Source organism: Desulfobacula phenolica, assembly GCF_900105645.1.
Taxonomy (GTDB): domain Bacteria; phylum Desulfobacterota; class Desulfobacteria; order Desulfobacterales; family Desulfobacteraceae; genus Desulfobacula; species Desulfobacula toluolica.
Window position 1 is genome coordinate 376,793 of sequence record NZ_FNLL01000001.1, and the last position, 14,554, is coordinate 391,346.

Annotated in this window: 11 protein-coding genes; 10 read left to right on the forward strand and 1 reads right to left on the reverse strand. The window is 44.2% G+C overall.

All coding sequences use genetic code 11. From position 1 onward, the window contains the following. Position 1 precedes the first annotated feature (1 nt). Positions 2 to 1,219, reverse strand: a complete 1,218-nt coding sequence (gene gspF, locus BLT94_RS01635; RefSeq protein WP_014956903.1) for a type II secretion system inner membrane protein GspF — start codon at positions 1,217 to 1,219, stop codon at positions 2 to 4. Positions 1,220 to 1,436: 217 nt separating this feature from the next. On the opposite strand from gspF, the gene BLT94_RS01645 reads away from it, so the two are divergent. The 10 genes from BLT94_RS01645 to BLT94_RS01690 all read left to right on the forward strand — a co-directional run bounded on the left by BLT94_RS01645 (position 1,437) and on the right by BLT94_RS01690 (position 14,553). Beyond that, positions 1,437 to 2,402, forward strand: coding sequence for an ABC transporter substrate-binding protein (locus tag BLT94_RS01645; protein WP_092229784.1), 966 nt, complete (start codon positions 1,437 to 1,439; stop codon positions 2,400 to 2,402). A gap of 8 nt (positions 2,403 to 2,410) precedes the next feature. Then, positions 2,411 to 3,847, forward strand: a complete 1,437-nt coding sequence (locus BLT94_RS01650; RefSeq protein WP_245742896.1) for a sensor histidine kinase — start codon at positions 2,411 to 2,413, stop codon at positions 3,845 to 3,847. Next, complete coding sequence (locus BLT94_RS01655; protein WP_092229787.1) at positions 3,848 to 5,209, forward strand: sigma-54-dependent transcriptional regulator; 1,362 nt, start codon at positions 3,848 to 3,850, stop codon at positions 5,207 to 5,209. After that, entirely contained in the window at positions 5,210 to 7,231 is a 2,022-nt protein-coding gene (locus tag BLT94_RS01660; RefSeq protein ID WP_092229789.1) for a TonB-dependent receptor plug domain-containing protein, read from the forward strand. It begins immediately after the preceding gene. Positions 7,232 to 7,314: 83 nt separating this feature from the next. Then, positions 7,315 to 7,857: a hypothetical protein gene (locus BLT94_RS01665; RefSeq protein WP_245742898.1), complete on the forward strand. Its 543-nt coding sequence runs from the start codon at positions 7,315 to 7,317 to the stop codon at positions 7,855 to 7,857. Further along, positions 7,854 to 9,179, forward strand: a complete 1,326-nt coding sequence (locus BLT94_RS01670; protein ID WP_092229791.1) for a TolC family protein — start codon at positions 7,854 to 7,856, stop codon at positions 9,177 to 9,179. Before BLT94_RS01665 ends, BLT94_RS01670 begins: the two co-directional genes overlap by 4 nt. A gap of 184 nt (positions 9,180 to 9,363) precedes the next feature. Continuing rightward, positions 9,364 to 9,573, forward strand: a complete 210-nt coding sequence (locus tag BLT94_RS01675; RefSeq protein ID WP_092229793.1) for a hypothetical protein — start codon at positions 9,364 to 9,366, stop codon at positions 9,571 to 9,573. A 3-nt stretch (positions 9,574 to 9,576) separates the two neighbouring features. After that, complete coding sequence (locus BLT94_RS01680) at positions 9,577 to 11,232, forward strand: type I secretion system permease/ATPase (RefSeq protein ID WP_092229795.1); 1,656 nt, start codon at positions 9,577 to 9,579, stop codon at positions 11,230 to 11,232. Beyond that, positions 11,229 to 12,890: a type I secretion system permease/ATPase gene (locus BLT94_RS01685; RefSeq protein WP_092229797.1), complete on the forward strand. Its 1,662-nt coding sequence runs from the start codon at positions 11,229 to 11,231 to the stop codon at positions 12,888 to 12,890. Before BLT94_RS01680 ends, BLT94_RS01685 begins: the two co-directional genes overlap by 4 nt. Next, positions 12,874 to 14,553: a type I secretion system permease/ATPase gene (locus BLT94_RS01690; protein ID WP_175530236.1), complete on the forward strand. Its 1,680-nt coding sequence runs from the start codon at positions 12,874 to 12,876 to the stop codon at positions 14,551 to 14,553. Before BLT94_RS01685 ends, BLT94_RS01690 begins: the two co-directional genes overlap by 17 nt. Position 14,554: the final 1 nt, after the last annotated feature.

Consider the following 14,554-nt stretch of genomic DNA (forward strand, 5'->3'; position numbering starts at 1 on the left):
ATTACCTTACCAACTGGTTCATTTCAAAAATGGGCAGACAGATAGACAGAACAATAAATCCTACCACAACTCCCATTACCAGTATGATCAAAGGCTCCATAATGGTGGTCATGCCGATAATAGTTGTTTCGATTTCATCATCATATACCCGGGCGGTTTTTTTTAACATGGATTCAAGATTGCCGCTTTGTTCGCCCACTTTTATCATCTGCACTGCCAGGTAGGGAAAATGGGCGTTTTGACTCAATACATCCCCTAACTCACGGCCGCATTCAACTTCTTGTTTCGCTTCCAGAATGGCATTTGCTATAATTTTATTGCCCGTAATATTTTTCACGATTTCAAGGGCATCCAGCAAAGAGACTCCGTTTTCCAGCAAAGATCCCAGGGTTCTGGTTAATCTGGCAACGGATATTTTTTGAACCAGTTCCCCTGCCACTGGAAGATTTAAGATAAATTTATCAATGGCTGTTTGAACAGCAGATTTTTTGCTGATGATATGATAGAAAATCATCAACAACCCTATGATACCGGCAATCACCCACCACCAGTGTTTTAAAAACCGGCTGGTATTGATCAGGATTTGTGTTGTCAATGGGAGTGACTGGTTCATCTCTTCAAAGATGGAGGTGATATTGGGAACGATAACCGTCAGAAGAAAGAACAAAACACCTATGCCCACAAGCGTCATCAACAGAGGGTAGGCCATTGCTGATTTGATTTTTCTGTTCAGTTTGTTTTGTTTTTCATAAATATCGGCCAATCTTTCCAGAACAATCTCCAGGGTGCCGGAGGCTTCTCCGGCCTTGACCATATTAATATAGATAACCGAAAAAATTCCAGGGTATTGCGACAGGGCTGCGGCAAAACTGCTGCCTTCCTCAATGGCATCTTTGATCCCGGATAAAATTCGTTTAAAAGATTGATTTTTTGTCTGGGGAAGCAGGGTGTTCAGTGCAGTGGTCAGTGGGAATCCGGCTGTAATAAGAGTGGCCAGTTGCCTTGTCATCATTGCAATTTCAGATGACCGGACGGGTGAATAGAAAAAAGAGAACCCTTTTTTTTGTTTTCCGGCACGGGTCGTGATTTCTGTTATTGAGATGGGAAATATTTTCGAACTGCGTAATTTGCCTGTTGCAGCTTTGATGTTGTCTGCATTGAGTAATCCGGAAATATTTTTTCCTTTTTTGTTTAATGCAGTGTATTCATAAACCGGCATTGTTCAATCCCTTCGCGTATGTTATGTGGGGATGGATTTAAAATCTGTCATAGGTTTCGTCATCGGCGGTTGCCGGAAATCCGTTCCAGGTTCGGTTGTGTGTCCCCTGGTTGTGCATATACCATAATTTACGGCTGCCCGAAAACCCTCATTTGTATTTATTAAATTGTTCTGATATATGAACGTGATTATGATGAAATTTTTGGTGCAATTTTGAATGAATAAAAAAAAATATCCATATATATATTTTGTCATGATCTGTATTTGCGGATATCTGTCCGTATTTGCCGGTGATGCATTTGCCGGTGAAGACCATAGTATTGCCGTTGTTGTTTCAAAGAAGATCAGGCCATATATGAATGTAATGGAAGGCATTACAAAGGGCTTGAAAGAAACAATCTCAATCCGGGTGTTTTTTCTTTCCGATTCAGATCCCCAACACAATGAACAGGTTTCAGACAAACTGGAAAAAGGTCAGTTTGATTTGATTGTAGCTGTCGGACCCGAGGCGGCGAAAATGGTTTGGAGAACAGGGGACAAATTTCAAATAAGTCCTCAAAAATTGTTCACAGCCGTTCTTGATCCCGTTAGTTTGGGAGCTGATTCCAAATTTATTTCCAAATCTTTTGAATATTCAGATTCTACAAATATGCAATCTGTCCCCAGCTGTGGTATTTCCTTGAGGATTCCAGTTGATAGACAGGTTCGGGAAATTGCACAAGCATTTATCAATGTAAAAAAAATCGGGTTGCTGTTTGATGCCCGGAACAATAAAGGGTTTTATGAAACAGCCGGTTTTGCATCACAACAATATGGCATTGCCCTTATCCCGTTGCAGGTTGAAGCCATGAAGCAGATTCCCGGAGTGCTGGCAAAAAACTGGCAAAATATTGACTGTGTCTGGATGATTCCGGACCGGACCGTGATTTCTGAAAAAATCATACAATATATTATCAGGCTTGGTATTTACCATAAAACAGGCGTGATCGGGTATAATTCTTTTTTTATTCGTTCAGGTGCGATTTTTTCTTTTGATTTTGATTATACGGCATTGGGATTACAGACTGCCGGAAAAATTGAGGCCTATTTTAAAACCGGTGAGTGCAGCGCAGACCCGCCGGAATTCAAGACCGTCATTAACCGTAAAATGGTTGATAAAATCGGCCTTCAGGTGAGGGAGTGACCATAAGAATGAACTTCAAAAGAATGAACTTCAGGAATATCGGCATACACGCAAGGGTTCTTTCAGCAGCGGTGATTCTTATCAGTGCCTCCACCATGTCATTGGGGTATTGGGGGGTGAATATCATCAACCAGTTCGTGACATCCCGTTTCAGCCGGCAGATTGAGTTTATGACTCAATACCTGGCACTTAATTCGGAGCTGGGCATCCTGATCAATGAACAAGGACTTTTAAGGGATCTGGCCATAAATATGCTTGGGGAAAATGATATTGCCGGTGTAGTAATCGAGGATGGCCAGGGCCGGGAACTGGTAAGGGAAATTCGCCAGATTCCAGGACCGTTTGAAACAACCCGAAAAGGGGTTTATTTGTCTGACATCATGGAAGACAATGATACCATGGATCTCGTTGGCGGACATGTTGATGCCGACAGGATAGGCAGGGTTATAGTAACTTATTCCACAAAAGGAATTGAAGATCTGGTAACAACAATGAAACATCGGTTTTTAATGATCGCTCTGATTCTTATCATAGTATCCGGCCTGATATTTTATGTGATTTCCAGGTCTCTGGTTACTCCTGTGATATCCCTTGCAAAAATTGCCAGAAAAGTATCAATGGGCAATCATTTGATCCGGGCTTCGGAAGGAAACACACCTGAAACCATCAAGCTTGCCGATGCATTTAACGACATGCTTGATTCCATTGCGCGGGGGCGGCAAACCATTGTTCAGGCATATGAAAAAATGGCAAAACAGGAAACTCTTGCCGAGGTGGGTAAATTTTCCATGCTGATTGCCCACGAGGTGAAAAATCCTTTGGGAATTATAAAAAGTTCTCTTGAAATGCTTAAACGCGAGCTTGCCATTCCTCAGGAAAACATTGCTTTGACTTATGCGGAAGAAGAAATAGAAAGTTTAAACGATCTGATCGAAAGTTTTCTTATGTTTGCCAGACCGGCCCGGCCCAATTTTGAAAAAACGGATTTAAACCGGCTTATGTACCAGGTGGTTATGGGCTTTGAAATACAATACAATTCAACCCGGCTTGAAATAAGATCCTTTGTCCCGGAAAACCCGTTTTATGCCAAAGCTGATTTTGATCTGCTTTCAAGGGGGATAACCAATATTATCAGGAATGCCTGCGAGGCAAACCAGGGCAGGGGTAGTGTTGATATTTCAATTGGGTGCCAAAATAAAAAATGGCAGCTTTGGGTAAAAGATCAGGGCAAGGGTATCCCCGAAGAAAAACTAAAAAAAATTTTTGAACCTTTTTTTACAACAAAGGCAAAAGGGAGCGGGCTAGGTCTTGCCTTTGCAGACCAGGTGGTCAAGGCCCATGGCGGAAGCATTAAGGCCGAAAACAGTCCCCACGGAGGTGCTGTGTTTTGTGTGACATTGTTTTCAAGTTTAAACGATATGGAAAATCAAGGAAGTTTGGTATAAATGGCAGACATATCCACTATACTTATTGTTGATGATGAAGCAAAAATGAGAAATCTTCTTTCCATGATGCTGGAAAGAAAAGGATATCAGATTGATCAGGCAACCGACGGGAAAGACGCCTTGAAAAAGGTATCCGTAGGTACATATGATCTTGTGATTTCCGATATTAAAATGCCGGAAATGGATGGAAAAGAACTGATAAACCGGATGAGAAAACAGAACATTGTAACCCCTGTTGTTTTCATTACAGCCTTTGCAACGGTTGATTCCGCCGTTGAAATGATGCGTCAGGGCGCTGCTGATTATGTCACTAAACCTTTTGACGAATCCAAAATTCAGATCACGGTTGAACGGGCCTTAAATTTTTCTCGTATTGTAAGTGAAAATCTTGAACTGAAACAGGCCCTTGAAGAAAAACAGGAGACCCGGCAACTGATTTATGAATCCGAAAGTATGGGGGGGGTTGTAGGTCTTGTAAACAATGTGGCATCGGTTGATACGGCAGTCCTGATACTGGGGGAATCGGGTACGGGCAAGGAAATTATTGCGCGTCATATCCATTCTCAAAGCCAAAGAAGCCTCAACCGGTTTGTTCCTGTGAACTGTGCTGCAATTTCTTCCAACCTGGTTGAGTCGGAATTGTTCGGATATGAAAAAGGATCTTTTACAGGTGCTGATTCCCGGCGGAGAGGGAAATTTGAGTATGCCACCGGCGGTACTCTTTTTCTGGATGAAATAGGGGATATGCCCCTGGATTCCCAGGGGAAACTGTTGCGGGCCCTTCAGGAAAAAAAATTCCAGCGAGTCGGGGGAAACCAGGAGATTCCAGTTGATGTAAGGGTTATATGTGCCACCAATAGAAATCTTGAAAACATGGTCCAGCAGAAAAAATTCCGGCAGGATCTTTTTTACAGAATCAATGTGTTTCCCATTTCTATTCCGCCTCTGCGCCAGAGAAAAGAGGACGTGGTTCCGCTTGCCATGTACCTGATGAAAAAATTTCCCTTTGGAAAATCCCATACCATCAGCGAAGGTGCCTGCCGCAAGCTCAATGAATATCCTTGGCCCGGAAATGTGCGTGAACTTGCAAATGTGATTGAACGGTGCCTGATTTTAACCAGGGAAACCCAAAAGATCACATCTGATACGCTTTCTTTTTTAAAACCCAATGAACCTGCGGCTGGCGGCAGAGTGATTGTCAAATTGCCGCCGGGAGGGGTTCAACTCCATCATGTTCAGTTCAGCCTGGTCAAGCAGGCATTACAGGCGGCCGGTAACAACCAGACAACTGCGGCAAAACTTCTGGGCCTGAGCCGGTCAAAACTCAGGGTACTTTTAAAAAATATGGATGGTGAGCAATAAATGATATCAGACACTTACATGAAACTGGTTATGATTGCCACGGTCGTTCTTGTATCTGTTGTTTTTTTGTCTGTCGTTCCGGTTCATGCATCCGACACCATGCTGATGTTTGTGGGAGAAGATCTGGATGTGCTTTCCATTGCCTCAAGAAAAGAAGAATCCGCCTGGAGTGCGCCTGCCATTGCCAAGGTGATCACCAACGAAGATCTGTCGGAGTCTGGGGCGCTGACTATTACCGAGGCCATTGATGATGTGGCAGGCTTTCATGTTGAAAAAACCAACAAAGGGTCCATTCCGTATTTAAGGGGTATACCCAATTCAGCACTGGTGTTATATGACACCGTTCCCATTGGGTCCGGGGCTGATAAATCCGATCACCTGATAGATTATGAAAACTCCCTGGCATCCATTAAACGGATCGAAATTATAAGGGGTGCGGGTTCTGTTCTGTGGGGCCCGGATGCATTTGCCGGTGTGATCAATGCCGTCCCCTTTACGGGTCGGGATTTTTCCGGGGTTGAGACCGGCTTGGCCCTGTCGTCTGCTGACCAGGGCAAACAGGCATATGTAAGATACGGGGCAAGCAAGGGGGCATGGTCCTCTTTTTTCTGTGTTTCCGCCCGGCAGGCAACAGAAGATGACACCCCCGTCAATGTTATCAGTTTCTGGAATGACGGCATTAACCCTACACCGGCGGAAGAGCGGTTTGGAAGCAGTACTCCGGATGATTCTCAATATGTTGATTTGTACGGCAACGTGTCGTTTTCAGACTGGCTGGTGATTTCTGCAAAATTGTCGGACGGTCAAAAGGCCTTTTCCGTAACCGACTGGGACCGCGAATATATTTGGGAAGAGCAAAAATCATATGGTTCAAAAATGTTTAAACTGGAGGCGTCAAAAGATATCAGCATTGATTCGGGTATTCGGTTTGCCGTGTATTACTCGGATATCGGGCTTGAAAAGACGTTTATTGACCGGCAGTTTGACCAGAATGAATATTCCGTGTTCGGAGAATTGATTTATGAGAAGTCTTTGTTCTCTTCAGATGCGCTGTTAACAGTAGGAACTTCCTATAAAGAGGATCATTTTAAGGATATTCTTGTGTGGAATAGTTTTTATCCCGGATTCCTGGTGCCCGAAAACCAGGGTTTTTTGCCGGACTTCTCGCAAAAGGATTATGAAAACACCCTGTTTTCCGTTTTTGGCCAGTACCGCCACAAAATACAGGATATCGAGTTCTGGGCCGGCTTCAGGAACGACGATCATGAAAAATTTGAAGACAAGGTCAGTTTCAGTTCCGGTATTGCTTGGGAGTTATCTTCTGAACTGATGGTCAAGGCCATATATGGTTCGGGGTATCGAACGCCGTTTGCCAAGCAGGTGGATACAATTACGGAAAACTGCCTTGAACAGATTAACAATATTAATCTCCAGCTGCAGTACAAACCCAATCCCAAGACCCTGTTCTCTATAACGGTTTTCAGGAACGACATTAAGGATCATGTGGTGGGGGACCGATATGAAGGGGCCGGGGTCTCTTTGTCAAACAGCCAGACAATTGATGGTATTGAATTGGAATGGGAGTTTGCGGCAACTCAATCCCTGTCTTTTTCAGGGAATGCCACTTTTTTAGACAATGACGGAACTTATGAAACTTTTCTTAGTTACGAACATATCAGTTATCCTGATTATTATCCGGTATTGCACCACAGTTATGACACAGGCTCGGATATTATGTTCAATTTGAGCGGGGTTTGGCAGATGGCAGAGCATATCAAACTGGTTTCTCAGATCGAGTATTTTTCCGGGCGGGAACTTTATTATTCCATGGATGATGAAACGCGGAAGTATCCTGATGCGTGGCTGTGCAATCTGCGCTTGAGGTTTGAGGATGTCAATTCCTGGGATATTGACTTGTTTGTAAACAATGTTTTCAGCAACAAGTATAAGACCTTTGATGCGGCATCAGACCATTCCAGCGAGTCCGTAAGTGCAGGGATTACCCTTAAATACAAATGGTAAACCAGAATTGTTTGTGGCATGTTTTTGTGTTGTTTTTCTTCTGATCAATTACGGCAATATTAAAGAAGGGTTTTATTGACAACATGGCAATTAATGCCCATAGTAGCGCATTAATGAACTTGGAATTTATTTTTACAGTATCTTTAGACCGGTTGTTTGATTTGACGGTTAACCAAAAAAACGAAGAGAGAAATCCTGTGAAAACACCCTTGCAAGCATTTATCAACTGGTTTGACAATGTGCCTGTGTCTTTGCGCAGATATCTTGCCCATATTTTCAGGATCTGTACAACCGATGATACATCCCATATGGCAGCCCTGCCTGAGCAGTCCCTTGAAGGCTTCAGGAACTGGGCCGTAAAAACGGATTTTCCCTTGCGCATTGCCGCCAGAATGTTTTATATAAGATCGGTTTTTGACATGGTGATACTTCATTATGAGGAAATACTTAAAGACGATGAGTTTTGTCACCTGGCATCGGAAAAAGATAATATCGTTCAGATATCTTCAAAACAATGGGAAGAAATTTTCAAGTCCTGGATAGATTTGCGCAGGAAGGAAATGGCTGATACATATATCCATTCCTGGGCATCCGGGATGATTAAACTGCAGATGGAGGCAAAGTGAAACACCCTATTTTTTATACCGCTTTTATACTGATTTTTACCCTGACCCTGTTAAATGGTACGGCATTTGCCGGACAGACCATGACCCTGGAACAATGCCTGGAAACAGGAATCAAGAACAACCCTTCCCTTAAAGCCTCAGGGCTTGGCGTGGCTGCTGCCGGCCATGACATCAAGGTGGCCAGGGCTGATTTTCTGCCGTTCGTATCATCGGGCTATTCTTACAGCATGCTTGGCAGCATAAGTTCAAAAGGCCCTACGGAAACCGATTATCTTGATCAGGAGAGCAGGACATTCAATATCAAGATGACCCAGATTCTTTATGCCGGATCAAGAGTTGTCAATGCTTATGGCAAAGCCAAAATCCTTGAGCAGGCAACCCGGGCTCAGATGGACCTTGAAAAGCTGGAGCTGATTTATAATATTGAAATAACTTTTTATAGAGTAATGAAAGCCCGGCAGGATGTGATTACAGTTACCGAGTCAGTCAACAGGTTGAGTGAAAGCATCAAGTCTGCCAAAGCGTTTTTTGAAAAAGAACTTGTTCCTTATGTGGATGTCCTTCAGGCCCGCGTGGACCTGGCAGATGCAAAAGAGCAGTTGGGGATCGCAAAAAATAATTTAAACCGCGAGCGCGTAGCATTGTTCGCCCTGATGGACCTGCCGCTGGATCCGGACATGGAATTTTCCGGCGGACAGTATAATACTGTAACGGATGATCCTTCTTTTGAATCATGCCTGCAGCAAGCCTTTGAAAACCGGCCGGATATCAAGAGTCTTGAATATCAGCTTGATGCTGCAAACAAAGATGCCGGGATTGCAATGGGAAAATATCTGCCTATGGTCAGATTTGACATTGGGTATTATGACCAGGACAGAGATTATGACAAACCGGGCACTTCAACATCCGGGGACTATGACAGGGATCAGAGAAACCGTTACTGGTCAACCGGTATTTATGCCACCTGGGATATGTTTGACGGCGGCAGGTCATGGTATGAAAAAGAAAAATACAATGCACAAGCAAGAAAGATAAAATCTTTGATCAAAGAAGCAGAAAACATGATTTCCACAGGAATCCATAAGGCGCTTTATTCCATGTCTGAAGCTCAGCAGCGCATCTTAACTTCCGGTGAAGCATTGATTGCTGCCAAAGAGTATTACGAGATGGAAGAAAAGCGCCTCAATGCAGGTCTTTCAACAGTTCCATCGCTTTTGGATGCCCAGTACCGCTTGATTCGTGCCCAGGGAAATCAGACCCGTGCTGTTTTAGACTATCAGCTGGCAAAATCGGAATTGAAATTGATGACGGCAGAAAAATAAAAAAAGGCTGGAACTGTTAATTTAGAAACGATAAATGCACGCCATTTATTTGATTGGCTGTCGGTTCTATTGACACAATATTAATGCTGGTTATTGTAACGTAACGCATTGACCGTGGGCTTTATTATAATGATCCGAGTTTTAAGTTAACGCAGAACTGACAGTTTTTTTTAAGGAGATAAAAATGCTTGGTCCGGGACCGTTGATTGCTATTGATGTTGTGTTGCTGTATACCACTCTGGGGCCTCTTGTTTTATTTGCCATTTATGTTCTGTTTGATTCTCTTGACAGATCCGGTAAACCTGTCCGGCAGAGTCAGGATGAGATAACCGGAAAAAAAGATCCTGCCGTATGGACAAATGATGATATTGACCTTTATATGGACCGGATCTGACCTGTGACTGCTTTTTTTAAAAAATGGAAAAAATATTTTACTTTTGCCGCGCTTTTAAGCTGTTTTGTTAATATTCTTCAACTGACCTTTCCCTTTTATATGTTTACCATATACCGCAATGTTATAATCTCCTACAGTGGGTTTTCCCTTGCAAATATTACGACTGCGGCCTTTTTTGCAGTCATGGTCTTAGGGCTTTTCAGCTATCTTAGATCAAGGCTTCTGGCTCTGGCTGGAAAAGATTTAAGTTTTGAGCTGAGACAGGGAATCTATTCTGGCATGATCAAAGGGTGTGTGCTGGACAATAAAAGAGCATATCAAGGTGGATTGAACGATCTTGAAGTATTGCATAATTATTTGTCTTCTCCATCCATTTATGCATTGTTTGATGCACCCTGGGCTCCTTTTTATCTTGCACTTATTTATTTGTTTCATCCTGTACTTGGTATTATTGCCACTTGCGGGGCTCTTGTTATGGTTGGTTTGAGCGCATTGCAGGAAATACTTGTCCGTAAGAGCATGAAAGCCGCCAATATTAAAAATGCCCATAATTATCGTTTTGTGGATTCATTTATGAGAAATGCCGAGGTGATCAACGGAATGGGAATGATCAATGCCATAAGTGACAGATTTGTTCAAGGAAATAATCAGGTGCTGATGAACCAGACAAAATCCAGTTGTCATGCAGGTACTATACAGGCTTTGATCAAGCCCATGCAGAATGTTATCCAGGTGCTGATTTATTGTGCCGGGGCCTATTATGCCATGAAAGAGGGATTTAATGTCGGACTAATGGTGGCGGCTTCCATAATCATGGGCAGGGGGCTTGCCCCCTTAATGCAAGTCATGTCTTCCTGGCGTTTGACCACTCAGGCAAAAGAGTCGTACCAGCGCTTGAAAGGGTTTTCAGCCATGCTTGAACAGCAGGCCCAAACCATGCCCCTGCCGGAGCCAAAAGGTCATCTCAATGTGGCCGGGGCTGTTTTCAGGATTAAAGATCAGGTGCTGCTTAAAGGAGTGTCCTTTGAATTGAAACCCGGAGAGTTTTTAGGAGTCATAGGACCCAGCGGGGCAGGGAAAACCACCTTGTGCCGATTGCTTTTAGGTATATGGCCTTCCCTTGGCGGCAAGGTTTATCTTGATGGGAAAGATATTTTTTCCTGGAACAAGGAAGAACTTGGACAGTACATAGGGTATTTGCCCCAGGAAATAGAATTGTTTCCCGGAACAGTGGAACAAAATATTGCACGGCTTGGAACAGTGGATAGGGAACAGGTTGAAAATACCCTGGATATCTGCGGTATAAAAGATATGGTGGACAGTTTTCCCCAGGGGCTTGAGACACAACTGGAGGGGGAGAACGGGCTCCGTCTTTCCGGGGGGCAGAAACAGAAAATCGGCCTTGCCAGAGCAATGTATAAGAACCCAAAGTTCCTGGTTCTGGATGAACCCACCTCCAATCTGGACGAGCAGGGAGAACAACAGTTATTAGCTGCATTAGCCTCTATGAAAAAGCACAATGGATGCACTTGTATTATGGTGACGCACAAACCGTCTCTGTTACACTCCATGGACAAGATTCTGGTGATGCGGGACGGCCAGATAGCAATGTTCGGGCCAAAAGATGAAGTGTTTGCAAAGTTTACGGGGGCGGCATGATTTTTTTTCTGAGGTCTTGTTTTAAATATTTTTTATTTGCAGGGCTGTTTTCCATGTTTATCAATACCCTGCACCTAACCTTTTCATTGTATATGCTTGCAGTTTATGACAATGTCCTTTCCAGTTACAGTTTTCCAACACTTTATGCGATAACTGCGCTGGCACTTGTGGCCCTGACAGTCCTGGGAAGTCTTGAATTCTGCAGGTCCAGACTTCTGGTCAGGGCAGGGGTTAAGCTTGACGGCCTGTTGAGCCGGAGAGTATTAAAGGATATGCTCCGGGATCTGTGTCGTGCTGACAGCATGAAATACACCCAGGGGCTTAAAGATATTAATACCTTGCGAAACTATCTTGGTGGTAATTCCATTTTTGCTTTTTTTGATGTGCCCTGGATTTTTATTTATCTTTGGGTGATTTATCTTGTTCATCCCGTACTGGGCCTGACAGCCACTGGCGGTGCAGTGGTGATATTTATCATCGGGCTGCTGCAAAACAGCTTGACAAAAAAAGATATTGAAAATACAGGAGCCTTGAATATTCAAGGGCGGCAGTGGCTTTTCACAAGCTTTAGAACGGCAAGGGAGCTTCAAAGTATGGGAATGATTGACCATGCGGCAGACGGGTTTTGTAAAATCAATGATAAGGAAATTGTATTGCAGGACAAGGTGGGCAATATCGGGCATATACTGGGATCTTTCAGCCAGAGTTTCGGGGTTCTCATGCAGGTGATTATTTTTGGGGCTGGAGCTGCCCTGGTGCTGGCCCACGAGGCCAATCCAGGGGTAATCATTGCCGCTTCCATTATCATGGGAAGGGCCCTTGCACCAGTGAACCAGGGTATTGCAGCCTGGAAACAGACGTCCGGTGCCAGGAGCGCATATGATAATTTAAATAAACTTTTAAAAACATCTGACAATGAAGATCCGCTGGAACTCGAGACTGTGAACGGGGAGTTAAAAGTTGATGATGTCAGCCTTGATATCGGGGAAGCCAAGGTGTTGAAATCCATCTCTTTTGAATTAAAACCCGGTCAGATAATGGGGCTTGTGGGGCCCAATGGCGCAGGCAAAACCTCTTTGTGCCGGATGATTTTGGGAATGTGGGTCCCGACCCGGGGTGTGGTCACTCTGGATGGTCATGATATGTTCAAGCTGGATAATGATGCCCTTGGACAATCTTTAGGGTATCTGCCCCAGAATGTTGAATTGTTCACAGGTACTGTTACGGAAAATATTGCCCGGATGGGTAAGGTTGATTCGAAAAAAATACTGGATGCCGCAACACAAGCCGGTGCCCACGAGACTATTTTAAGGTTTCCCCAAGGGTATGACACCGATATAGGGGAGGCAGGCCAGAGCCTTTCCGGGGGGCAGCGGCAGCGGGTGGGACTTGCCAGGGCACTTTACGGTAATCCTAAACTGGTAATTCTGGACGAACCCAATTCCAATCTGGATGAAGCAGGGGAACAGGCCCTGCTGGGAGCCTTAAAAAACCTTAAGGAAATGGGAGCTACAACAATTATGATTACGCATAAGCCAAGTCTTTTGTATACAGTGGATAAAATTTTAGTGCTTAAAAACGGAGAACAGGCCCGGTTCGGTGACAGGGATGAGGTCTTTGGACAAATGATGGGAGATGTGAATGCAAACTATAATTAAATCCTGGTTTAAATATTTTATTTTTGTGGGGCTTTTCGGGGTGTGTATCAACCTGATCTACCTTGCCATACCCGTTTACATGATGGTCGTGTATGACCGGGTTCTGTTCAGCTTCAGCAGAGCAACCTTGTATGCATTGAGCGTGGGTGTGCTGATCAGCCTTATTGGTATGGGCCTGATGGATTATTTGCGTATGCTGATACTGGGACAGGCTGGAAACAACCTGGTTCAAAAAATGATGCCCTTTGTGGTTAAAAGTATGCAGGCTGATGCAGCAGGGACTACCGGTCATGGTTATAACCGAGGGTTGTATGATCTTGAATTGTTAAAGGATGCCGTTGTCCACGGTCATATTTTTTATATTCTTGATTTGCCCTGGGTGTTGATCTATCTTGGCATCCTTTATATCATGCATCCGCTGGTCGGGGTTGTGGCCATTGCCGGGGTTTTCCTGGTAGCACTTTTTCAGATTCTGCTAAGAAAGCTTGCAAAAAAGCGTTATATGGTTGCTGATGTGGCGTTTCAGGCAAATGCCGATTTTGCCGGAACCTGTCTGAAGCATGCCGGGATTGTTTCCGGGATGGGGATGCTGCCGGATGTTATGGAAACATACCGGGACAGATACCAAAAGATTTTGGCTGAAAGGTCCGGGGCTGATGCATATCAAGCATTTGCCGGGGCTGTTCTTCGTTTGCTTCATGTGATGTCCCTGGCTGCGGTATTTGGAGTGGGAGCCTTTGTTTTTTTCAGAGATGAGATTACTGTTGGGGTTATTTTTGCAAGTGTGATAATCCTTGCACGGCTTTTTTATCCGTTTGAACGAAGCCTGTCAGATATGAAAATTTCCATTGAGGCCATGGCGGCATACAAAAGGTTAAAACAGTTTGTGGATACCAGGAAGCAGAAAAAGAAGCTTTCTTTGCCTGAACCGGCCGGAAAATTTGATGCACAGGCCGTTACTCTGGCATTAAACAGCAGGACAATTTTACATAATATATCCTTTGCCCTGGAACCCGGAGAAACCTTGGGTATTTTCGGGCCTTCATCGTCCGGAAAAACATCTTTGTGCAAGGTTTTGCTGGGTATCTGGCCTGCTTTGGCAGGCAAAGTAAGGCTGGACGGGGCTGAGATTGCCCATTGGCCACGCGATGAATTTGGAACATATGTGGGTTATCTGCCCCAGGAACCGGAATTGTTTCCGGCAAGTGTGGCTCAAAATATTTCAAGACTCCGGAAAGTGGATTCGGAAAAAGTTGTGAAAGCGGCTCAAAAGGCCGGGGTTCATCAGATGATTTTAAAACTTCCTCAAGGGTATGATACAAAAATTGACCGGACCGGGAAAAATCTTGCTGCCGGTCAGCGGCAGTTGATTTCTATGGCCAGGGCCCTGTATGATGATCCGAAGTTCGTGGTTTTGGATGAACCCCATACCCACTTGGATGAACTGGGGCTTAGGATGTTGTTAGTTGCTTTGAATAATTTGAAGCAGGAAAAAATTACAACCATCGTAGTCACGGACAGGCCCAATTTGTTAGTGAACATGGATAAGCTTTTAGTGATTAAGGAAGGCCAGGTGGCTATGTATGGACCTGGTAAGGAGGTCTTAAGTCAGCTTGCCAACAAACAACAGCCCCAGCAGGCAGCAGGAGCAGCAGGAGTATAGA

Bases quoted from the DNA above. Each gene is read 5' to 3' on its own strand.
- gspF (WP_014956903.1), bottom strand. From the start codon at position 1,219: ATGCCGGTTTATGAATACACTGCATTAAACAAAAAAGGAAAAAATATT.
- BLT94_RS01645 (WP_092229784.1), top strand. From the start codon at position 1,437: ATGAATAAAAAAAAATATCCATATATATATTTTGTCATGATCTGTATT.
- BLT94_RS01650 (WP_245742896.1), top strand. From the start codon at position 2,411: ATGAACTTCAAAAGAATGAACTTCAGGAATATCGGCATACACGCAAGG.
- BLT94_RS01655 (WP_092229787.1), top strand. From the start codon at position 3,848: ATGGCAGACATATCCACTATACTTATTGTTGATGATGAAGCAAAAATG.
- BLT94_RS01660 (WP_092229789.1), top strand. From the start codon at position 5,210: ATGATATCAGACACTTACATGAAACTGGTTATGATTGCCACGGTCGTT.
- BLT94_RS01665 (WP_245742898.1), top strand. From the start codon at position 7,315: ATGGCAATTAATGCCCATAGTAGCGCATTAATGAACTTGGAATTTATT.
- BLT94_RS01675 (WP_092229793.1), top strand. From the start codon at position 9,364: ATGCTTGGTCCGGGACCGTTGATTGCTATTGATGTTGTGTTGCTGTAT.
- BLT94_RS01685 (WP_092229797.1), top strand. From the start codon at position 11,229: ATGATTTTTTTTCTGAGGTCTTGTTTTAAATATTTTTTATTTGCAGGG.
- BLT94_RS01690 (WP_175530236.1), top strand. From the start codon at position 12,874: ATGCAAACTATAATTAAATCCTGGTTTAAATATTTTATTTTTGTGGGG.